The sequence below is a fragment of the Phenylobacterium ferrooxidans genome, from assembly GCF_042714595.1.
Taxonomy (GTDB): Bacteria; Pseudomonadota; Alphaproteobacteria; order Caulobacterales; family Caulobacteraceae; genus Phenylobacterium; species Phenylobacterium ferrooxidans.
The window spans coordinates 98,241-117,960 of the sequence record NZ_JAOTJD010000004.1; the positions used below are offsets into that span (position 1 = coordinate 98,241).

The 19,720-nt window shown below is 68.9% G+C and carries 18 protein-coding genes; 9 read left to right on the forward strand and 9 right to left on the reverse strand.

The features are described 5' to 3' along the window. Positions 1 to 40 precede the first annotated feature (40 nt). From OCL97_RS03640 to OCL97_RS03655, 4 genes are all read left to right on the forward strand, one after another. On the forward strand, positions 41 to 1,291 hold the full coding sequence (locus tag OCL97_RS03640; protein ID WP_377367684.1) for a DUF1254 domain-containing protein: 1,251 nt from the start codon (positions 41 to 43) through the stop codon (positions 1,289 to 1,291). 168 nt (positions 1,292 to 1,459) lie between these two features. After that, the gene (locus tag OCL97_RS03645) at positions 1,460 to 2,128 is read left to right on the forward strand and encodes a M48 family metallopeptidase (protein ID WP_305339194.1); all 669 of its coding nucleotides are present in this window, start codon (positions 1,460 to 1,462) and stop codon (positions 2,126 to 2,128) included. 293 nt (positions 2,129 to 2,421) lie between these two features. Next, positions 2,422 to 3,039 (forward strand): 30S ribosomal protein S4, encoded by a 618-nt coding sequence (gene rpsD, locus OCL97_RS03650; protein WP_304782186.1) that lies wholly within the window; start codon positions 2,422 to 2,424, stop codon positions 3,037 to 3,039. A gap of 85 nt (positions 3,040 to 3,124) precedes the next feature. Beyond that, positions 3,125 to 3,502, forward strand: a complete 378-nt coding sequence (locus tag OCL97_RS03655) for a hypothetical protein (RefSeq protein WP_377367686.1) — start codon at positions 3,125 to 3,127, stop codon at positions 3,500 to 3,502. Between the two features lie 3 nt (positions 3,503 to 3,505). Here the strand turns inward: OCL97_RS03655 and OCL97_RS03660 are convergent, their stop codons facing one another. Both OCL97_RS03660 and grxD read right to left on the reverse strand, forming a co-directional pair. After that, on the reverse strand, positions 3,506 to 3,925 hold the full coding sequence (locus tag OCL97_RS03660) for an acyl-CoA thioesterase (RefSeq protein WP_377367688.1): 420 nt from the start codon (positions 3,923 to 3,925) through the stop codon (positions 3,506 to 3,508). A 6-nt stretch (positions 3,926 to 3,931) separates the two neighbouring features. Further along, the gene (gene grxD / locus OCL97_RS03665) at positions 3,932 to 4,276 is read right to left on the reverse strand and encodes a Grx4 family monothiol glutaredoxin (RefSeq protein WP_304782194.1); all 345 of its coding nucleotides are present in this window, start codon (positions 4,274 to 4,276) and stop codon (positions 3,932 to 3,934) included. Positions 4,277 to 4,471: 195 nt separating this feature from the next. On the opposite strand from grxD, the gene OCL97_RS03670 reads away from it, so the two are divergent. Together OCL97_RS03670 and OCL97_RS03675 are read left to right on the forward strand one after the other, a co-directional pair. Next, a complete protein-coding gene (locus OCL97_RS03670) occupies positions 4,472 to 7,246 on the forward strand; it encodes a TonB-dependent receptor (RefSeq protein ID WP_377367690.1) in 2,775 nt (924 codons plus the stop codon). Then, complete coding sequence (locus tag OCL97_RS03675; RefSeq protein ID WP_377367692.1) at positions 7,246 to 8,262, forward strand: ATP-grasp domain-containing protein; 1,017 nt, start codon at positions 7,246 to 7,248, stop codon at positions 8,260 to 8,262. Before OCL97_RS03670 ends, OCL97_RS03675 begins: the two co-directional genes overlap by 1 nt. Here the strand turns inward: OCL97_RS03675 and OCL97_RS03680 are convergent. The 5 genes from OCL97_RS03680 to OCL97_RS03700 form a co-directional block, all read right to left on the reverse strand. Then, on the reverse strand, positions 8,241 to 9,062 hold the full coding sequence (locus OCL97_RS03680; RefSeq protein WP_377367694.1) for a methyltransferase domain-containing protein: 822 nt from the start codon (positions 9,060 to 9,062) through the stop codon (positions 8,241 to 8,243). The genes OCL97_RS03675 and OCL97_RS03680 overlap by 22 nt on opposite strands. Beyond that, a complete protein-coding gene (locus OCL97_RS03685; protein ID WP_377367696.1) occupies positions 9,059 to 10,921 on the reverse strand; it encodes a tripartite tricarboxylate transporter permease in 1,863 nt (620 codons plus the stop codon). Before OCL97_RS03685 ends, OCL97_RS03680 begins: the two co-directional genes overlap by 4 nt. Further along, on the reverse strand, positions 10,921 to 11,937 hold the full coding sequence (locus OCL97_RS03690; protein WP_377367698.1) for a type 2 periplasmic-binding domain-containing protein: 1,017 nt from the start codon (positions 11,935 to 11,937) through the stop codon (positions 10,921 to 10,923). Before OCL97_RS03690 ends, OCL97_RS03685 begins: the two co-directional genes overlap by 1 nt. Before the next feature lie 66 nt (positions 11,938 to 12,003). Next, entirely contained in the window at positions 12,004 to 12,894 is an 891-nt protein-coding gene (locus OCL97_RS03695) for an aldo/keto reductase (protein ID WP_304782197.1), read from the reverse strand. Between the two features lie 6 nt (positions 12,895 to 12,900). After that, positions 12,901 to 13,134 carry a BolA family protein gene (locus OCL97_RS03700; protein ID WP_304782200.1) on the reverse strand — a complete coding sequence of 78 codons (234 nt, stop codon included), beginning with the start codon at positions 13,132 to 13,134 and terminating at the stop codon, positions 12,901 to 12,903. Between the two features lie 72 nt (positions 13,135 to 13,206). On the opposite strand from OCL97_RS03700, the gene OCL97_RS03705 reads away from it, so the two are divergent. Further along, a complete protein-coding gene (locus tag OCL97_RS03705; protein ID WP_377367701.1) occupies positions 13,207 to 13,845 on the forward strand; it encodes a hypothetical protein in 639 nt (212 codons plus the stop codon). Positions 13,846 to 13,872: 27 nt separating this feature from the next. Here OCL97_RS03705 and OCL97_RS03710 read toward each other — a convergent pair whose 3' ends face one another. Beyond that, positions 13,873 to 15,105, reverse strand: coding sequence for a serine hydrolase domain-containing protein (locus OCL97_RS03710; protein WP_377367703.1), 1,233 nt, complete (start codon positions 15,103 to 15,105; stop codon positions 13,873 to 13,875). Positions 15,106 to 15,258: 153 nt separating this feature from the next. On the opposite strand from OCL97_RS03710, the gene OCL97_RS03715 reads away from it, so the two are divergent. Then, positions 15,259 to 15,741, forward strand: a complete 483-nt coding sequence (locus OCL97_RS03715) for a CinA family protein (protein ID WP_304782209.1) — start codon at positions 15,259 to 15,261, stop codon at positions 15,739 to 15,741. Between the two features lies 1 nt (position 15,742). Here the strand turns inward: OCL97_RS03715 and purL are convergent, their stop codons facing one another. Continuing rightward, the gene (purL, locus tag OCL97_RS03720; RefSeq protein ID WP_377367705.1) at positions 15,743 to 17,941 is read right to left on the reverse strand and encodes a phosphoribosylformylglycinamidine synthase subunit PurL; all 2,199 of its coding nucleotides are present in this window, start codon (positions 17,939 to 17,941) and stop codon (positions 15,743 to 15,745) included. 234 nt (positions 17,942 to 18,175) lie between these two features. On the opposite strand from purL, the gene OCL97_RS03725 reads away from it, so the two are divergent. Continuing rightward, complete coding sequence (locus tag OCL97_RS03725; RefSeq protein WP_377367707.1) at positions 18,176 to 19,672, forward strand: methyl-accepting chemotaxis protein; 1,497 nt, start codon at positions 18,176 to 18,178, stop codon at positions 19,670 to 19,672. The last annotated feature ends 48 nt before the right edge of the window (positions 19,673 to 19,720 follow it).

A 19,720-nucleotide genomic window follows, 5' to 3' on the forward strand; every position in this document is an offset into this window, starting at 1 on the left:
TCCGTCTCAAGCGATCATGCTCTAGCGGGAGACGATGACGATGGGCAAGACCGATCTGGCCGCGCTGCAGGCCGCCGCCCGCGACGCCTGGCTCTTCACCCTGCCGCTGGTGGAGATCGCCACCACCCGGGCGCGGGGGCTGGCCAATGGCTCGCCGATGAACGTCTTTGGCCACATGCGCCGGCTGGCCGACCACAATGCGCGGGCGGTCACGACGCCCAACAACGACACCTTCTATTCCACGGCCCAGGTGGACCTGTCGCAGGGTCCGGTGACGATCAATGTGCCCGCCACCGGCGAGCGCTACTTCTCCCTGGCGCTGATGGACGCCTACACCAACAACTTCGCCATCCTGGGGACCCGCACCACGGGACCGGACGGCGGGACCTTCACCCTGGTGGGACCGACCGACGCCGCCGATGGCCCCAGTGTGGTGCGTTCGCCTACCAACCATGTCTGGGCGCTCGCCCGCATCCTGGTGGACGGACCCCACGACGTGGAGGGCGCCAAGGCCGTGCAGCACGGCCTCTCCATGCAGGGGCCCGCGGCGGACGCCCCCGGTCCCTTCGCTCACCGAGGCGCACCCTGGGCGGAGTATTTCGCGACCGCCGCCCAGCTGATGGGGCTGAACCCGCCCCAGGTGCAGGACCGCGCCTTCCTGGCCGGCATGGCGCCCCTGGGCCTCGCCGACTTCGACCCCAGCCGGTTCTCGCCCGAAGAGGCCGCGGCCATCGAGGCCGGGGTCGCCGAGGCCCGCGCCGCCGCGCGCAAGGGCGGGCTGTCGGGAGCAGGCTTCACCGGCGGCTGGTCCTATCCCTCCGCCCGGCTCGGGGACTTCGCCCAGGATTACGGCCTGCGCGCCTCGGTGGCGGTGTCGGGCCTGGCCGCCCTGCCGCCGGCCGAGGCCATGTACATGCGCGCCGAGGGCGACCTGAAGGGGGCGTTGTTTGACGGGACGAAGGCCTGGCGCCTGCACTTCCCGGCGGACGGCCATCTGCCGGTCAATTCCTTCTGGTCGCTCAGCCTCTATGAGGCGACGCCGGACGGGCAGTTCTTCTTCACCGAAAATCCGCTCGCCCGCTACGCCATCGGCGACCGCACCCAGGGCCTGGTCACAGGCCCCGACGGCGCCCTGGACATCTGGATCGGCCACGCCGATCCGGGCGGCGAACGCACCGCCAACTGGCTGCCCGCCCCGGCCGGACCCTTCGCCCTCTTCATGCGGGCCTATCTGCCGAAGACCGAACTTCTGGAGGGCGGCTATCGCCTGCCGCCGGTGGTTTCGGCGTGAGTCTCTTCGCGGGAATCGCCAGACCGGGGGGAGCGGGTCCAGGCGAGGCGCATCAGCCCTGACATGTGTTTCTCTTGTTCAGCTGTGGGTCGCCGCGCCTTGTTAAAAGGGCTTCTCGCCGTTCCACTGGCGAGCTGTAGCGACAATGTCCAAACGGGCCGCCGCCAGATGGCCTTCGTCCCGGATTCACAGCTGGTCGGCCTCGCAGATCAAGCCTGGGCCGAGATGCTTACCAAGACGCCGGTTTCCAGCAGTCCGGCGATGGTTGAACGCTTGGCCAGGGTCGCCGCACGGATCACCGGCGCCTCGACGCGCGACGATCTCACTTGGGAATTCGTCGTCTTCGACTCCCCGGAATTGAACGCTTTCGTGCTGCCGAATGGGAAGGTGGCTGTGTTCAAAGGGATGATGGAGTTCGCCACGACCGACGATGAGCTCGGCGCTGTTTTAGGACACGAAGTCGCCCACGTGGTGGCGCGCCATCCGGCGGAGCGGGTGAGTCAGCAGTTGGCCGCTGAAGTCGGGATGACGTTGGCGCAGATGGCGTTCGGAGGCGAGAACGGCGAGAACGCCCAACTGGTCGCAGGCATATTTGGCCTTGGCGCCACCTACGGCGTTCTGCTGCCTTACTCCCGCACCCACGAGCTCGAGGCCGACCGCGTGGGCGTGGAACTAATGAAGAAAGCAGGGATGGAGCCACTCGCGGCGCTGCGGTTTTGGGAGCGGATGATCGAACGCAGAGAGACGCAAGGCGCTCCGCCAGAAGCGCTTTCTTCTCACCCCGCAGACGCGCGGCGCCTCAACGAGCTCAGAGCTGTACTGGGCGCGTCACTGTAAAAGGCGCGATGCTCGGCCAGACCCTCCCATGATAGCCAACCGGTCGGGAGCAGCCATGGGCAGTTGGCCGGACGGCCGCGCGGCGACGTAGCAATCCGCGGGACTGAGCCCTCGGGCGCCTAGCCGACCAGCCGGATTGACTTACGGGTCCCGTCGCATCATAAACCGCCCCTTCGCGCCGCCGGGTCACCCTGGCGGCTGTGGACACCTATGACGGGTGATCTGGACGCCGCCGTTGAAATCGCACCTTCACTTATGAAGGCGCCGGCCCGGATCGTGTTGAAAGAGCTACTATGTCCAAGCGGCATTCCGCGAAGTACAAAATCGACCGCCGGATGGGCGAAAACATCTGGGGCCGTCCGAAGTCCCCGGTGAACACTCGCCAGTACGGCCCCGGCCAGCACGGGCAGCGTCGCAAGCAGAAGGTCTCCGATTTCGGCCTGCAGCTGCGCGCCAAGCAGAAGCTGAAGGGCTACTACGGCAACCTGACCGAAAAGCAGTTCAGCCGCACCTATGAGGAAGCTGACCGCCGCAAGGGCAACACCTCCGAGAACCTGATCGGCCTGCTGGAATCGCGCCTGGACGCCATCGTCTACCGCGCCAAGTTCGTGCCGACCGTGTTCGCCGCCCGTCAGTTCGTGAACCACGGCCACGTGCTGGTGAACGGCAAGCGCGTCAACATCGCCTCCTACCGCGTGAAGGCCGGCGACATCGTCTCCGTCCGCGAGCGCTCCAAGAACATGGCCCTCGTGCTCGAAGCCCTGCAATCGGGCGAGCGCGACACCCCCGACTACATCGAGATGGACACCAAGGCGATGACCGCCAAGTTCATCCGCGCGCCAGAATTCAACGAGGTCCCGTACCCCGTGAAGATGGAGCCGAACCTGGTCATCGAATTCTATTCGTCCTGATCGGTTTCGACCTACCCGAGTTTGCGAAGGCCCCGGAGCGATCCGGGGCCTTTTGCTTTTGGGCGATCTGTGGCGGAGTGGGGCCATGCATCGTCGTCTTCTGCTGATCGGGGCCTTGAGCCTGCTCGCCGGCTGCGCCACCGCCGCCCCGCCCATCGTCGCCCCCGCGGGGTCCTCGCTTGGAGAGCTGGAGCCGCTCTATTCAGCCAGCGCCGGCCGGGAGGCCCTGACCATCCGGGTCGCCTCCAACGGCTGCACCAAGAAGGAGGACTTCGCTTTCTTCGTGGAGCGGAAGGGGGACGCGGTGACCCTGGCCTTCGGCCGCAAGCGCCTGGACCCCTGCCGGTCCTTCGCCATGGGACACACCGATTTGACCTTCACCTATGCGGAGCTGGGGGTGGCCGGCCGTACGCCGCTGTTCATGCTGAACCCGTTCTACCCATGGACGGGGCCGGGAAGCTGAGTCTCAGATAAACCGGTCGACCATGTCCTGGGGCACCCGCTTGGGGCGGCCGGTGGTGGAGTCGATCAGGCACCACACGGTGACCGCCTGGGCGCACATGGCGCCGTCGGGACCGTCGATGCGGACGTAGCGGTCGAAGCGGGGCCCTTCGGGTTTCTTCGCCACCCAGGTGCGGGCGCGCGCCGTCTCGCCAGGCAGCAGGGCGCGGCGGTAGTCCACCTCATGGCGCAGGACGATCCAGGCCCAACCGGTCTGGTTGGCCGGCGGCTGGCGCGCGGCCCAGTGGGCGGTGGCCATGTCCTGGATCCAGCGCAGATAGACCACGTTGTTGACGTGGCCATTGGCGTCGATATCCGAGGCTTGCGGCGTGAAGGTGGTCTCGAAGACCTGCTGGCCTTCGGGCGGTTCGAGGAGCTGCGCCACCGGCGCTTAGGCCGCGAGGACGCCTTGCTCGATGAGCAGGGGCTTCAGTTCGCCCGACTGGAACATTTCCTTGACGATGTCGGCGCCGCCGACGAACTCGCCCTTCACATAGAGCTGCGGAATGGTCGGCCAGTCGCTGAAGGTCTTGATGCCGTCGCGCAGGGACGCGTCCTGCAGGACGTTCACGCCCACGAAGTCGACGCCCAGATGGTCGAGCACCTGGACCACAAGGCCGGAGAAGCCGCACTGGGGTGACTCGGGCACCCCCTTCATGAACAGCACCACCGGATTGTCGGTGACGGTCCGGGTGATGAACTCGTGGACGGGGTTGGCGGTGGCGGCGTCGGTCATGGGACGGATCTTTCGTCGGAAACTTCGCCTGAGAGCTAGGGAGCCGGGGCGCTCGGGTCAAGCGTCAGCGCGTTTGGCCGCAGGGTCCGAGGGGCGGACAGCGCTTCAAAAATAGTCACTAACGTCTCCATGCCGAGGCTTGCATTCATGGGGCGGGCGGACCATTCCCCCTGCTCGCGGGGAGCCATCCACATATTGACCGATCTCATTCACAAGCGCAGGGCCTGTAGGCTCGTCGGCCTGTCTGTCGTCCTGGCCGCGGTCAGCTCAGGCCAGGCCTGGGCCCAGGGCGCCCAGGTTGACGAACTCGTCGTCACCGGCTTCCGCGCCAGCCTGGCCAGCGCCATCGAGATCAAGAAGACCGAGACCGCCCTCGTCGACGTGATCAACGCCGAGGACATGGCCGACTTCCCAGACCTGAACCTGGCCGAGGCCCTGCAGCGGATCCCCGGCGTCGCCATCGACCGCGACGGCGGCGAAGGCCGCTCGATCACCGTTCGAGGCCTGTCGGGGGATTTCAGCCGCGTCCGGCTGAACGGTCTTGAGGCTCTCGCCACCACCGGGGGCAAGGACACCGCCGGCGGCGCCAACCGCGGCCGCAGCTTCGACTTCCAGGTCTTCGCCTCCGAACTCTTCAACCGCGTGACGGTGCGAAAGTCGCAGACCGCCGAGGTGGAGGAGGGGTCGCTGGGCGCCACCATCGACCTCGACACCGCCCGGCCCTTCGACGATCCGGGCTTCCACGCCGCGGGCGGCCTTCAGTACGGATACAATGACCTGTCGCGGAAGACCGACCCCCGGGTCACCGCCCTGATCTCCGACACCTGGTTCGACGGCAAGCTCGGCGCCCTGGTCTCGGTGGCCTACAGCGCCCGCAACATCCTGGAGGAGGGCGCCACCAGCGGGCGCTGGGAGAACCCCTCGGTCCCCACCAATTCCGGCGGCTGCTTCCTGAACGGCGGCGCCTGCAACAGTCCTGCGGGTGTCTACAGCCCGGTCAACTCGGCCTGGCACGCGCGCATTCCGCGCTACGAGCGCTTCACTCACGACTGGCGGCGGTACGGGACGACCGCGGCGGTCCAGTTCGCACCCACCGACGCCACCACGGTCACCTTCGACGCTATGTTCGCCCTGCTCGACGGCAGCCGGCGCGAAGAGTACCTGACCACCTACCTGACGCGCCTGGACCAGACCACCATCCGCAACCCGGTGTTCGGCGCGCAGAACCAGCTGGTGAGCGCCACCTTCGACGATACCGACATCCGCAGCGAGGTGCGCTACGACGAACTCTCCAGCGAGTTCAGCCAGCTGTCCCTGCGGCTGGATCATGAGTTCAACAGCCGATTCAGGATCAAGGCTGTGATCGGCCAGTCCCGCTCGATCCAGGACAATCCTGTCCAGACGACGGTCTCCTTCGACCGCTACAATCAGGACGGCTACAGCTACGATTTTTCCGGCAGCCAGACCCTGCCGGCCCTCAACTACAATTTCGACGTCGCCGATCCGGCCAACTGGGCGTTCAGCTCCAGCGCGGCCCAGGGCTTCCCGTCCGTGCTGCGCATGCGGCCCAACAAGACGGTCAGCCGCTTCAAGACCGTGGGGGTCGATGGCGAGTTCAAACTCACGGACGGTCTGACCCTGAAGGGCGGCCTGCTGTTCAAGGACTACAGGTTCGTCACCGCCGACTGGCGGCGCAACACGATCAACGGCCTGCAGGACGCGGCGGTCCCGCTGCCGGGGGTCAGCCTGGCGCAGATCAGCACCCTGATCAGCGACTTCGGGCGTGGCCTCGACGCGCCGGCGGGAACCCCTAGCGCCTGGCTGGCGCCCGACGTGAACAAGATCGCCGCCCTCGTGGACCTCTACTGCAACTGCATCAACGCCTATGGCGACTTCCGCGTCAGTTCGGACAACCAGCGGGCCGCCAACCGGGACGTGGGCGAGCGGGACCTGGGCCTCTACGTCCAGGCCGACTTCACGACCTCGGTGTTCGACATGCCGCTGCGGGGCAATGTGGGCGTGAGGCGCGTGGCCACCACCAGCATCGCCCGCGGCTATGTGGGGACCAACTATGTGGCCGTGTCGCGCAAGTACGACGACACCCTGCCGGCGCTGAACCTGGTGCTGGAGCCGCGCGAAGATGTGCTCGTCCGGTTCGCCGCCGCCAAGGTCATGGCTCGGCCGCAGCTGCCGAGCCTGACGCCGGGCGGGTCCATCAACAATACCGCCCACACCCTGACCATCGGCAACCCGCTGCTGGACCCGGTGCGGGCGACCACCTTCGACCTGAGCTTCGAGTGGTATCCCGCCCGCGAGACCCAGTTCAGCGTCGGGTTCTTCCGTAAGGACCTGAAGTCCTACATTCAGAGCTCGGCGGCCACGATGCCCTACAGCGCCACGGGCCTACCGGTCAGCCTGCTGACCACCCGCAACAACCCCGACACCATCTTCCTGGTGACCCAACTGCTGAACACCGAGGGCGGCGAGCTGAAGGGGTATGAGATCAACCTGCAGGGGCCCTTCAGCTTCCTGCCCGCCCCCTTCGACCGGTTCGGCGGCATCGCGAACTACACCCACGCCGACTCCACCGTGACCTACATCACCGACTCCTCGGTCATGCCGGCGGCGACCACGGTCCTGCCCCTGGTGGGCCTGTCGCCGCGCTCCTGGAACGCGACGCTCTATTACGAGGACGCCCGGCTCAGCGCCCGGGTGTCGGCCTCCCATCGCGACGCGTACCTGGCCGCGGTTCCCGGCGGCAACGGCAACGACGCCCGGGGCAAGAACAGCACCCTGAACGTCGATGTCTCCGCCAGCTACCGGCTCAGCGAGCAGCTCAGCCTGACCTTCGAGGGGATCAACCTCACCGATGAATTCGAGGACCGCTGGATCTCCATCGAGCGCCGCAATTCCGAGGACTACACGCACACCGGCCGGCAGTATCTGGTCGGCGCGAGGTATCGGTTCTGATGCCGGGAAAGGTTCGCATCGGGCTGATCGTCGGGAACGATACGGACCGCGCGATCGAGTTCGATCAGGCCGTGAACGTGAGCCTGCGGGGGAACAACGACGCCGACCTGGTGCTCAAGCTGGCCTTCGACGAGGACGAGTTCGACTGGACCCGGCTGCACATGACGCCGAGCTACTTCCGCAAGACCAAGCGGTGGGAGACCTCCAAGGTCGACGTCCTCTGGAACATGGTCTCCGACGCCGACCAGCATCCGGGGACGCTGGCGGTGATCGAGAAGTTCACCGACCAGTGCGACCTGCCGCTGATCGACCCGGCGGCGGCGATCCTGCAGACGCGGCGGCACGACGTGGCGCGGCGTCTGGCCGGCATCGAGCATATTCACATGCCCAAGACCCTGCTGCTGCGCAATCCGACCCTGGAGCGGGTCCGGCGTCAGGCGGAGGCGGCGGGCTTCCGGTTCCCCGCCATCGTCCGCCGCACGGGCACCCACAATGGCCAGATGCTGGGGGTATTTCAGTCTCCGGAAGAGATCGAGGGCGTCTATGGGGACCGGCGCAACGAGTACTATCTGACGGAATTCGTCGATTTCCGCTCGCCGGACGGCGGCTATCGCAAGACCCGGTTCTTCTTCGTCGGTGACGAGATCGTCCTGCGGCAGCACGTGGTCTCGGAGACCTGGAACATCCACGGCCGCTCGGGCCGGGGGATGGCCGATCATCCCGACCGGCTCGCCGAGGCCCAGACCTGGGTCGGCGGCGGCTTCGCGGGCCTGCCGGCGACCGCGCGGACCGCGCTGCGGGCCATCGGCGATCAGATCGGCCTCGACTATTTCGGTCTCGACGCCAGCCTGGACAGCGAGGGCCGGGTGCTGGTCTTCGAGGCCAACGCCACGATGAACTTCCTGCCGCGTGCCGGCCACATGCGGGGCCGCAGCGCCGCCGCCCTGGCGCCGATGGTCGCGGCGGTGCGCAAGCTCCTGCTGGCCAAGGCCGCTCAGCGCGCGACGAAGACGTAGCGCGCCTTGCCGTCGGCGCCCGGCTCCCGGTCCGCCCGGGCCAGCCTGGCGAACTCGACGACCTCGAACCCGCCCGCGGTCAGCAGGCCGGCGATGGCCTCGGGGGTCGCCAGGTCCCAAAGACGGTCCGTGCGGTGAGCGGCATAGACCCGCAGCAGGGCGTCGAATTCGCCGGGCGCGCCAGGGGTAGGGACGCCTCGCGACGCGAGCCGCGCCAGGGTCCGGTCCACCCAGGCCGCCTCGTCGTCCGCCGCCTCATCGCGCGCGGCCTCGCCGACGGTCCGGGCCACCAGGATCAGACGCCCCCCGGGCGCAAGCGCGCGGCGCAGCCGTTTCAGCACCTCCACGCGATCGCCCGCCGGGACATGGGCGATCATCAGGTGAGACAGGATGAGGTCCCAGCGCGCGACATGGTCGAGCCGGGTCAGGTCGAGCTGCTCTGTCAGCACGTCTGTCTCCGCGTAGGGCTCCAGCTCGTCGATCACGGCGAGCGGCGTGCGGCAGAGATCGGCCACCAGGATGCTGAGCGGCATGCCCGACGCCGTCCGGACCACCAGGTCCAGCAGGGCCGGGTCCGCCGCGCCGGCCACGAGCACATGGGCGCCGGGTGACAGGGCCGCGGCGATCTGTGGGGCGAGGCCCTGCTCGTCGGAGGCCAGGCCCGCGTTCAAGCCGGCGGCCCGCAACGACCCCCAGACCTGGTGATAGCCATCGCAGGCCACGCAGTGCGTCGCCCCATGCCGCCAGCCCGCCCGGGCCAGGCCGATCAGGTCGTGGGGCGAGAGTGAGGTCCCGGTCACGGTTGAAGTCGCTCCAAGGCGAGGATGGCGCCGACGGTGAGCCCGGCCACGAGGGCGGCCTTCCTGTAGCCGACGCCGGCCCTCAACACCAAGGCCAGGCAGACCATCGCGCCGGCGGCCAGGGGCAGGCTGATCAGGCCTGTGACGCCGAGGGCCGCGACGAACAGGGCCAGCATCGGGGCGTCCGGCGCGTCGGGCCAAGGTGTGACCGCCCGGTGGGGCCAGACGCGGAGCGCCGCGAGCGCGGCGGCGCTCAGGGCCAGGCCCCCCGCGACATAGACCATGCCCGCCGCCGGGGCGGCGAAGGTGGTCGCCTGCCATAGGGCGAGGGCGGCCAGTAGCGCGATCACGGCGATGGCGTGCGGCGTCAGCCGGGTGCCGACCTCCCTCGCGCCGGGTCCGGACCTGAAGCGCGTCCAGGCTGAACCGAGGATCACGGCGGCCGCCAGGCCAAGGATGATCAGCACGCCGGGACGGGCCAGAGCGCTCCAGCCATAGATCATGGCCGACCGGGTGAGGCCCAGTTCCAGGCCGGGACCGAGCACGAACCCCAGCAGCAGGGGCGCGCGAGGCAGGTTGGCGGACTTGAGCAGCAGCCCCAGGGCCGAGAAGACCAGGAGCTGCGCCACGGTCGACACGCCGGGCTGGGTGAGCGCCGTCGCCGCCAGGGCGGCAGCCAGGGCCACGGGGGTCACCTGCTCGCGCCGGAGGCTGGCGAACCGCGCCATGGCCGGCGCCAGCAGCAGGCACAGGGGCACGGCCAGGAGGTTGGAGGCGATGTTGGACCAGCCCAACAGGAAGATGAACTCCGGGGCCTTGGTCAGCATCCGGGGGCCGACCTCGATGCCCAGGGTGGCGAAGGCCGCCAGCAGGATGCCCATGCCCGAGGACCCCGGAATGCCCAGGAAGAGGGTGGGGACCAGGGACCCGCCCTCCTTGGAATTGTTGGCCGCCTCCGGGGCGATCACCCCGGCGATGGCGCCTTCGCCATAGGGGATGGCCGAGGCGTGGGTCTGGCGGGCGTGGCCATAGGCGATCCAGACAGCGGCGCTGGCGCCCAGTCCGGGAATGAAGCCGACCACCACGCCGATGATCGAGCTGCGCAGCAGGATCCAGCGATGCTCGATCACCTCGAGGCAGCCTTTCAGCACGCCGTCCAGGCGCGTGGGTGGCGGGGGCTCGGCTTGCGGCGCGGGTTCCCGCGCGCAGAGCTCCGGGACGACGAAGAGGCCGGTGACCAGGGCCGCGGCGTTGACGCCGTCCCACAGCGTGAGGAGGCCGAGGGTAAAGCGCGGTGTTCCTGAGAAGGGGTCGATCCCGACGCAGGCGATCAGCATCCCCAGGGCCACCGCCATCAGGCCCCCCGCCAGCCAGCCGCCGGACAGGGCGGCGATGGAGAGTAGACCCAGCGCCGAGAGGGTGACGATCTCCGGAGCGCCGACATGGGTGACGAGGACGAGCGCCAGCGGGACCGCCAGGAACAGGAAGAGGGCGCCCACCAGCCCACCGAAGGCCGAGGCGCTGAGGGTGGCGCCGATGGCCCGGGCGGCCTGGCCGCGGCGCGCCATGGCGTAGCCGTCGATGGCGGTGGCGGCCTCCGTCGAGGAGGTGGGCGTTCCCAGGAGAATGGCGGGGATTGAGCCCGAGGTGTGCACCACCGAGTGGAAGGCGATCAGGAACACCGCCCCGGCGCTGGGACCGAAGCCGATGGCGATCGGGGTCACCAGGATCAGACCCGCGCGGCCGTTGACCCCCGGTGTCAGCCCCGCCAGCAGGCCGGACAAGGCGCCGGCCAGCAGGGCTGCGAACACCATGGGCGACGCCAGCAGTCCCAGCAGGGCTTCGATCCCCGCAGGCATCAGGCGCGCGCGGCGGCCACGGCGCGTTGCAACGCGGGTCGGACGGGTGCGGCGGGATCGAACAGCCGGCCCAGGGTCGCCTCGACCTCGGCGCCAGCGACCTGTTCCAGGGCGAACCCGCGCTGCGAGGCCGCGGCCCGGAACTGAGGATCGGCCACCACCTGGTCCAGTCGCCCGCGCCACGCCGCCACGGCGGCGGCGGGGGTCGCCGGGGGCAGGGCGAACATGCGGCCGAGGCTCGCGGTGGCGGCCACCAGGGCCAGCAGGGGCGCCGAGTCAGATCCGCCGGCGACACGGGCCAGGCTCGGCGCCTGGGCGGCGGCTGGAACCGCGATGTCGTTGAGCCGCAGCAGCACCTGGGCGCCCGGAGTCTCGAGCAGGGGGCCAAGGCTGGCCAAGTCTCCCACCACGCCGTCGGCCTCCCCCGAGAGGACCGCCAGGTTCCGGGCGCCGCCGCTGTATCCGGGGACCGCCTTGAGCCGGGCGCCGGTGAGGTGGCTGATGATGTGCGGCTCCACATAGCTGGACCCGGACACGGTCGACGCCGCGAGGATGAGCGGCTGGGTCCGGGTGCGAAGCTGCGCGAAGGCGGTGACGCCGCAGCGACCGTTGACCACCAGGACCCGGCGGTCCGCGCCGACCCCGCCGATCCACCGGAAGCGGGTGAGATCGAGCACCCCCTGGGTGGCCGCCAGCAGGTTCTCATAGATCAGCGGCGTGGGCAGGAAGGCGATCACCGACCCGTCGTCCGGCGCCTTCGAGAGCGCGCTGGCCGCCAGCCGGCCGCCGGCGCGGCCGTCGTTCTCGGCCTGGATCGCCTGGCCGGTGAGCCGTTGCAGGTGCTGGGCGAACAGGCGGCTGAAGCCGTCATTACCCCCGCCCGCTGCGGTGCCGATGATCAGCCGGACGGGGCCTTCCGAACGCCGGGGCGCGCACGCCGCCAGGCCGGAGGCCGCGCCAAGCGCGAGAAATCCGCGCCGCGTGACCTGCTGGGTAGGCCACTGAGTTTGCAGCACGAGTCTCTCCCGACAACGGGGCATCATGCGCGCGCCGGCCGGGAATCTCAACGCGCCGCAGGCCGGTCAGGCGCGTCGCTGCTCGTTGTTGTCAGCGCTGAAGCGGGCCATCTCGATCTGGGCGGCGACCCCGGTGGGCAGGTCCTTGTCGGTGATCAGGGCGAGGCGCTCGATCGCCTCGGTCCGGAACTGCTCCACCTGGACCGACGCGAAGGCGGGCTCGGTGAGAGCGTAGGCCAGGCATATCTCTTCAGCCGACCAGCCGTGGGTCTGGTGCAGGAAGGCGTAGGTGCCCGCGCCGGCCAGGGGCTCGGCGCGCTTGAAAAGGCTGGTCCTGATCGAACCGCCACCACCCGCCGGCCGGCACAGGGCGGCCGGGAAGGGGTCATAGGCGATCATGGTCATGTCGCGGGCCGAGGCGTCCTTGATCCGCCGGCGAGCCTTCCAGTCAGACACCAGGTTGAAGGGGGTGGCCAGGACGTCGAAGAGACCGCTCTCGAGACAGGCCTCGATGCTGTCGCCGTCCCCCACCACGCCCATCTGCAGAACCAGGCCCGCGGCCCGGAGGTCGGCGAGGTAGCCATGGCCGTCGGGGGCCAGGGTCTCGAAGGCCGCCTCGTCCAGCATCAGGACGTCGAAATAGCCGGCCCCGGTCTTGGCCAGGCCGCCGCGTACGCTGTTGGAGATGGCCTCGGCGGTGAGCACTTTGCGAGAGTCACCATGGATGCGCCAGCCAATGGCGATCAGCCGCCGCTCCACCGCGCGCAGCGCCTCGCCGAAGCCCAGGGCCATGATGTCGGAGCCGGCGGTGATCTCGAAGCAGTTGACCCCGCTCTCCATGGCGCCGAACACCAGGGTCCGCCACGCGTGCGGGGTGGTCATGTTGGGGGCTTCGCGCAGCAGCAGGCTGATGGCCGAAACCGCCTTGCCGCTGGAGCCGAAGGGGCGGTAGCGCATGGCGGCCTAACCTGGCGCCTGGGTCTCGAGCGCGAGCGCGTGCAACTCGCCGCCCATCTTGCCCTTGAGGGCGGCGTAGACGAGCTGGTGCTGCTTGACCCGCGACAGGCCCGAAAAGGCCTTCGAGACGATGCGGGCGCGATAGTGATCGCCGTCCCCGGCCAGGTCCTCGACCTGGATCTCGGAGTCGGGGAAGCCTTCGCGAAGCGCGGCCTCCAGATCGGTGATGGGCATTGGCATGGGAATCGCGCCTCTCAGGACATCGTTTCTGCGCTAGAAAGCTTAACAAGCCTTGGATTGGTGGTCTGTTTCATGCTGCGCATCGTCGCAATCGTCTGGGCGGCCCTGAGCCTGGCGGCCTGCGCGGTGGTCAGCTCGGATCGGCCGCTGTTTTCGGCGTCCGATGCGGCCGGCGCGCCGATCCTGAAGCCGGGCCTCTGGGCCATGCCGGTGGGCGATTGCAGGTTCAGCATGAGGGGCTCGGCCCTGAAGTGGCCCGATTGCGCAAACGGCGCCTATGTCGGACCATCGGCCCTGGTGGGCGGCAAGCGCGACGCCTCGGGCGCGTTCTCCGAAGCCGTGAACTACCGGCTGGCGATGGGGGACCCCGCCATCCTGCAGATCGAGGCGCCGGCCGACCGCGCGCCGGGCGATCCGAAGGTGATCTATCTGGGCGTCAGGCCCCTGGCCGCCGATGGCGACGGTCGGGTCACCAAGACCCGGGTCTGGCTGGCCCTGTGTTCCAGGCCGCCGCAGCTGGACGTTGGAACCCTGTCCAGACCGGCCAAGCTCCCGCCCGGCCTGATCGCCATCAAGGGCCGCGAGGAGTGTCTGGCCCGCACCCAGACCGCTGTCCGCAACGCCGCGCGCCAGAGCGAGGCCTGGGCGTTCGGCGGCGGCGGAGAGGATTTCGGACTGGTCGCCCGCTGGATCCGCGACGGCGACAGATAGGCCCCTCCTGAGGAGGGGCCCCGCCGTCTAGTCGACGATCGCCGAATAGATCAGGCTCTTCAGCTGGCCGCGGAAGTTGAAGGTGCCCGACGGCATGAGCTGGGTCATGAAGACCACCGAGAGGTCTTCCTTGGGATCCACCCAGAAGATGGTGGAGGCGGCCCCGCCCCAATAGTAGTCGCCGGTCCCGAGTGTGGCGGTTTGAGTCTGGCTCATGGTCGAGGCGAAGCCCAGGCCAAAGCCCACCCCCTCGTTGGCGGTCTCGGAGAAGCCGCCGATGGCCAGCTGGGTCAGGTCCTTGCCGCCCGGCAGGTGGTTCATGTGCATCATTTCCAGGGTGCGCGGGCCGATCACGCGATGACCGTCCAGCTCGCCGCCCCGGCGCAACATCTCGCAGAAGCGCATGTAGTCGGCGATCGTGCCAGTCAGGCCGCCGCCGCCAGACTTGAAGCCCGGCTCCTTGGCGAAGGCGCTGGTGGCCGGATCATCGATCACCTTCAGCTTCTTGTCGGGACCGCGCTGATAGTTGGCGCAGAAGCGGTCGATCTTGTCGGGGGCCACGAAGAAGGAGGTGTCCTTCATGCCGAGCGGGCCGAAAATCTCTTCCTGCAGGTACTGGGCGAAGGGCTTGCCGGACACCACCTCCACCAGGGCGCCGCAGATGTCGGTGGCCAGGGAGTACATCCAGCGTTCGCCGGGCTGGTACAGCAGCGGCACCTGGCCGAGCTTGTCCAGAAACTCCATCATGGTGTCGTTGGACCCGGCGCTGCGGACCTTGAGGCCGCGATAGATCTTGTCGACCGGGTGCTGGTCGCCGACGCCGGGCAGGCCGCCGCCGTAGGTGAAGCCGCCGGTGTGAGAGAGCACGTCCTTGAAGGACACGGGCCGCTTGGGGGCCTCGGTGACCATGCTGTCGCCCTCGCCCGAGACCCACACGCGGTGGTTCTTCCAGGACGGGACAAAGCGGCTGACCGGGTCGTTGAGCTGGAAATAGCCCTTTTCGTACAGGGTCATCAGCGCGATCGAGGTGATCGGCTTGGTCATGGAATAGATGCGGAAGATGGCGTCATCCATCATCGGCTTGTTGCGCTCCAGGTCCATGGACCCGAAGGACTTCAGATAGGCCTGGTGGCCATGGCGCGCGACGGCGATCTGGCAGCCGGCGATCTTCTGCGGGCCGATATAGTTGCGCTCGATATGGTCGGTGATGCGTTCGAGCCGACCGGCGTCGAGCCCGGTCCACTGGGATTGGGCGTCCATGAATAATTCCTCCGAAAATCGCGGTTGTTCTAATTGGCGCCATCATGAGCGGAGACCGCAGCCCCGCCAAGAAAATCCTGACGCTGGGGCAGCCGGTTGCGCCGGGCCGCCCGTCGCGCGATGACGATGGGAACAAGGAAAGAGGAACCGCCGATGCAAGCGCTCTACGACCTGGCCGAAACCGTCGGCGCCAAGCTGAAGGAGGCCAAGCAGACGGTGGCCGTCGCCGAGAGTTCCTCGGGCGGTCTGGTGTCGGCGGCCCTGCTCAGCGTCGCCGGGGCCTCGGCCTACTATCTGGGCGGTGGGGTGGTCTATACCGGGAAGGCCCGCATGGTGCTGATGGACCTGCCGCGCGAGGCGGTCGCCGGCATGCGCTCGGCCAGCGAGCCCTACGCCATGCTCCTGGCCCGCACGGTGCGCGAGCGCTTCGGGGCCACCTGGGGGGTGTCGGAGACCGGCGCTGCGGGCCCCAACGGCAACGGCTATGGCGACGCCTCGGGCCACACCTGCATCGCCATCTCCGGCCCTATCGAGATGGCCATGACCATCGAGACCGAATCCGACGACCGCAAGGCCAATATGGAGGCCTTCGCCGCCGCCGTGCTGCGGATGCTGGAGCGGTCGCTGTCGGAGTAGCCTAGCCCATATAGCCTGGCATCCAGCCCTCGTGGCCGGCCCGCAGGTCGGCCAGCGAGAGGCTGAAGATGCCGGCGCAGGCCAGGGCCTTGCCGTCGGCGTGGCCGACGACCTCGCCCGCGACGCCGGCCGCGTGGGCCGCCTTCAGCAGGGCGATGGGGTCTGCGACCGCCACCAGATAGCGGGCCTGATCCTCGCCGAACAGCAGGGCGTGGTCGGGCAGCCTGGAGGGAAGCTCCAGGGTGATGCCGATGTCCGAGGCCAGGGCCATATCGGCGGCCGCGGCCACCAGCCCGCCATCGGAGAGGTCGTGGACGACCGTGATGCGGCGGGCCTCGATCTGCGCGCGGACGAAGTCGCCGATCTGGCGCTCCATGGCCAGGTCCACCGGCGGCGGGGCGCCGTCCTCGCGCCCCAGGATTTCGCGCAGGTACATGCTGGCCCCGAGTTCGCCGCGGGTCTCGCCCAACAGCACCAGGGTGTCGCCGGGCTTCATGCTGGAGAAGTCGGCGCGACGCGTGGAATCAACCAGGATGCCCACCGCGCCGACGGTCGGGGTCGGCGGAATGGCCGCGCCATTGGTCTCGTTGTAGAGGCTGACATTCCCGCTCACGACCGGGAAGTCCAGCACCCGGCAGGCCTCGGCCATGCCGTCGATGGCGCGGACGATCTGGCCCATGATCTCGGGGCGCTCGGGGTTGCCGAAGTTCAGGTTGTCGGTGATGGCGATGGGGTCGGCGCCCACGCAGGTCAGGTTGCGCCAGGCCTCGGCGACGGCCTGCTTGCCGCCTTCGTACGGGTCGTTCTGCACATAGCGCGGCGTACAGTCGGAGGTGACGGCCAGGGCCTTCTTCGTCCCGTGCACGCGCACGATCCCGGCGTCGGCGCCGGTGGCGCTGTCCTCCAGGGTGTCGGCCATGACGTGACGGTCATACTGTTCCCAGAGCCAGCGCTTGGAGGCCATGTCCGGGGCGCTCATCAGCTTCAGCACGGCCTTGCCGTAGTCGGCGGGCTCGGGAATGTCGCGGGCGTCCAGGCGCGGGTGCAACTGCGGCTGCACCCAGGGGCGGTCATAGAGCGGGGCGTCCTCGGCCAGGGGCGCCAGCGGGATGTCGCAGACGATCTCGCCCTTGTGCTTCAGCACGATGTGGCCGGTGTCGGTGGTCCAACCGATGACGGCGGCGTCCAGGCCCCACTTCTCGAAGATGGCGTGGCCGTCGTGCTCGCGGCCGGGCTTGAGGACCGCCAGCATGCGCTCCTGGCTCTCCGAGAGCATCATCTCATAGGCGCTCATGCCCTCTTCGCGCTGGGGCACCATGTCGAGGTCGAGCTCGATGCCCACCTGGCCCTTGCCGGCCATCTCCACGGAGGAGGAGGTGAGGCCCGCCGCCCCCATGTCCTGGATCGCGGCCACGGCGCCCGAGGCCATCAGCTCCAGAGTCGCCTCGATCAGCAGCTTCTCGGCGAAGGGGTCGCCGACCTGGACGGTGGGGCGCTTCTCGTCGGAGGCGTCGTCAAATTCCTGGCTGGCCATGGTGGCGCCGTGGATGCCGTCGCGACCGGTCTTGGAGCCGAAATAGACCACCGGCAGGCCTGCCGCCGGAGCGGCCGAGTAGAAGATCTTGTCGGCGTCGGCCAGGCCCACGCACATGGCGTTGACCAGGATATTCCCGTCATAGCCCTTATGGAAATTGGTCTCGCCGGCCACGGTGGGCACGCCCACGCAGTTGCCATAGCCGCCGATGCCGCTGACCACGCCGGCCACCAGCCGCTTGGTCTTGGGATGGCTAGGATCGCCGAAGCGCAGGGCGTTGAGCAGGGCGATCGGCCGCGCGCCCATGGTGAAGACGTCGCGCATGATGCCGCCGACGCCGGTCGCCGCCCCTTGGTAGGGCTCGATATAGGAGGGGTGGTTGTGGCTCTCCATCTTGAAGATGCAGGCCTGGCCGTCGCCGATATCCACCACGCCGGCGTTCTCGCCCGGACCGCAGATCACGCGGGGACCGGTGGTGGGGAACTTCCCCAGGTGCTTGCGGCTGGACTTGTAGGAGCAGTGCTCGCTCCACATCACCGAGAACACGCCGAGCTCCACCGGATTGGGCTCGCGGTTCAGGCGTTTGACGATGAGGTCGTATTCCTCGGGCTTCAGGCCGTATTCGGCGGCCGTCTCGGCCAGGGTCTTCACAGGCTGGGCGCTCATGGCGCGCCTTCTAGCCGGACTCGGGCGCGCAGGCGATAGGGGCGGGCGATTCCCTGCGCGTCCCGCCGCCGGCAGACCGTCACCGGCTGAGGCGATCCCGCCACCCGCATCGCCGCGCCGCCGCCTCCGGGACGCCGGCAGTCGCGCCGATTGTCGCGGCCCCGCGTCCTTAATGCGGCCTTAACCCTCGCGGCCCAGCTTCGCCGGATTACTCAGTCTGGGTGTATTTCCGCCATGCCGCGTACGATCGACGACCGCCTCCGTTTCATGAAGTTGGATGGGGCGGCCCGCGCCCGTGTGCAGAACCTGAAGCCGGTCGTCATGAAAGCCCTGCCCGCGGCCCTGGACGGCTTCTATGACCAGGTGCGGGCGACGCCGGAGACTCGCGCTCACTTCTCGAGCGAGGCCCATATGACCGCGGCCCAGAACCGGCAGCTCGGTCACTGGGACATGATCTCCAGCGGCCAGTTCGACGACGCCTACGCCAAGGCGGTCACCAAGGTGGGCGAGGTTCATGCCCGCATCGGGCTGGAGCCCAGCTGGTACATCGGCGGCTACGCCCTGGTGCTCGAGTCCCTCCTGGCCAAGGTTCTGGAGGCTCGCTGGCCGAAGGGCGGCTTCGGCGCGCGCGGGCCGGACGTCAAGACGGTGGCCGCCGAGGTGGGCGCCCTCACCAAGGCGACCTTCCTGGACATGGACATCGCCATCTCCGTCTATCTCGAGGCCCTGGAAACCAAGCGGGTCGAGGCCGAGAAGGAGCGCCGCGATAGCGAGGAACAGCAGAACCGGATGGTGGAGGCCCTGGCCGACGGCCTGCGCCGGCTCGCGGGCGGCGATCTCACCGCGAGCATGGCGGGCTCGGTGGAGCCTCGCTTCCAAACTATCAAGGACGACTTCAACAAGGCTATCTCCGGGCTGCGGGAGGCCATGACCGCCATCTCCACCTCGACCTCGGCCGTGCATGGCGGGGCCGAGGAGATTTCCTCGGCGGCCGATGACCTCTCGCGTCGCACCGAGCATCAGGCCGCGAGCCTGGAGGAGACCGCGGCGGCCCTGGACGAGATCACCGCCACCGTGCGCCAGACGGCCTCGGGGGCGAGGGCGGCGTCGGAGGTGGTGCTTGCCGCCCGCGGCGACGCCCAGACCAGCGGCGACGTGGTCCAACAGGCCGTCTCGGCCATGAGCGAGATCGAGCAGTCCTCGACCCAGATCAGCCAGATCATCGGGGTGATCGACGAGATCGCCTTCCAGACCAACCTGCTGGCCCTGAACGCCGGGGTCGAAGCCGCCCGTGCGGGCGAAGCCGGGCGCGGCTTCGCCGTCGTCGCGTCTGAGGTGCGAGCCCTGGCCCAGCGCTCGGCCGAGGCCGCCAAGGAGATCAAGACCCTGATTTCGGCCTCCAGCCAGCAGGTCAATTCCGGCGTCCAGCTGGTGGGCCAGACCGGCGAGGCCCTGCAGCGCATCGTCGACCGGGTCGCGGAGATCGACGGTATGGTGGGCGAGATCGCCGCCACCGCCCAGGAGCAGTCGGTGGGCCTGGCCCAGGTCAACACCGCCGTGAACCAGATGGACCAGGTCACCCAGCAGAACGCCGCCATGGTGGAGGAGACCACCGCCGCGGCCAGCAGCCTGAAGGGCGAGGCCGGGGAACTGACCCGGTTGATCGCCGGCTTCCACACCGGCGCCCCAGCCGCCGCGCCCACCGCGGCCCAGCGGCGTCGCGCGGCCTGACGTCTCCGAGTACTCCCCACGCCGCGCCTGAGGGACGATCTGCACCGC

Excerpts from the sequence above, each read along its gene's own strand:
- OCL97_RS03640 (WP_377367684.1), top strand. The coding sequence starts at position 41 with ATGGGCAAGACCGATCTGGCCGCGCTGCAGGCCGCCGCCCGCGACGCC.
- OCL97_RS03645 (WP_305339194.1), top strand. The coding sequence starts at position 1,460 with ATGGCCTTCGTCCCGGATTCACAGCTGGTCGGCCTCGCAGATCAAGCC.
- rpsD (WP_304782186.1), top strand. The coding sequence starts at position 2,422 with ATGTCCAAGCGGCATTCCGCGAAGTACAAAATCGACCGCCGGATGGGC.
- OCL97_RS03655 (WP_377367686.1), top strand. The coding sequence starts at position 3,125 with ATGCATCGTCGTCTTCTGCTGATCGGGGCCTTGAGCCTGCTCGCCGGC.
- grxD (WP_304782194.1), bottom strand. The coding sequence starts at position 4,276 with ATGACCGACGCCGCCACCGCCAACCCCGTCCACGAGTTCATCACCCGG.
- OCL97_RS03675 (WP_377367692.1), top strand. The coding sequence starts at position 7,246 with ATGCCGGGAAAGGTTCGCATCGGGCTGATCGTCGGGAACGATACGGAC.
- OCL97_RS03685 (WP_377367696.1), bottom strand. The coding sequence starts at position 10,921 with ATGCCTGCGGGGATCGAAGCCCTGCTGGGACTGCTGGCGTCGCCCATG.
- OCL97_RS03695 (WP_304782197.1), bottom strand. The coding sequence starts at position 12,894 with ATGCGCTACCGCCCCTTCGGCTCCAGCGGCAAGGCGGTTTCGGCCATC.
- OCL97_RS03700 (WP_304782200.1), bottom strand. The coding sequence starts at position 13,134 with ATGCCAATGCCCATCACCGATCTGGAGGCCGCGCTTCGCGAAGGCTTC.
- OCL97_RS03705 (WP_377367701.1), top strand. The coding sequence starts at position 13,207 with ATGCTGCGCATCGTCGCAATCGTCTGGGCGGCCCTGAGCCTGGCGGCC.
- OCL97_RS03710 (WP_377367703.1), bottom strand. The coding sequence starts at position 15,105 with ATGGACGCCCAATCCCAGTGGACCGGGCTCGACGCCGGTCGGCTCGAA.
- OCL97_RS03715 (WP_304782209.1), top strand. The coding sequence starts at position 15,259 with ATGCAAGCGCTCTACGACCTGGCCGAAACCGTCGGCGCCAAGCTGAAG.
- purL (WP_377367705.1), bottom strand. The coding sequence starts at position 17,941 with ATGAGCGCCCAGCCTGTGAAGACCCTGGCCGAGACGGCCGCCGAATAC.
- OCL97_RS03725 (WP_377367707.1), top strand. The coding sequence starts at position 18,176 with ATGCCGCGTACGATCGACGACCGCCTCCGTTTCATGAAGTTGGATGGG.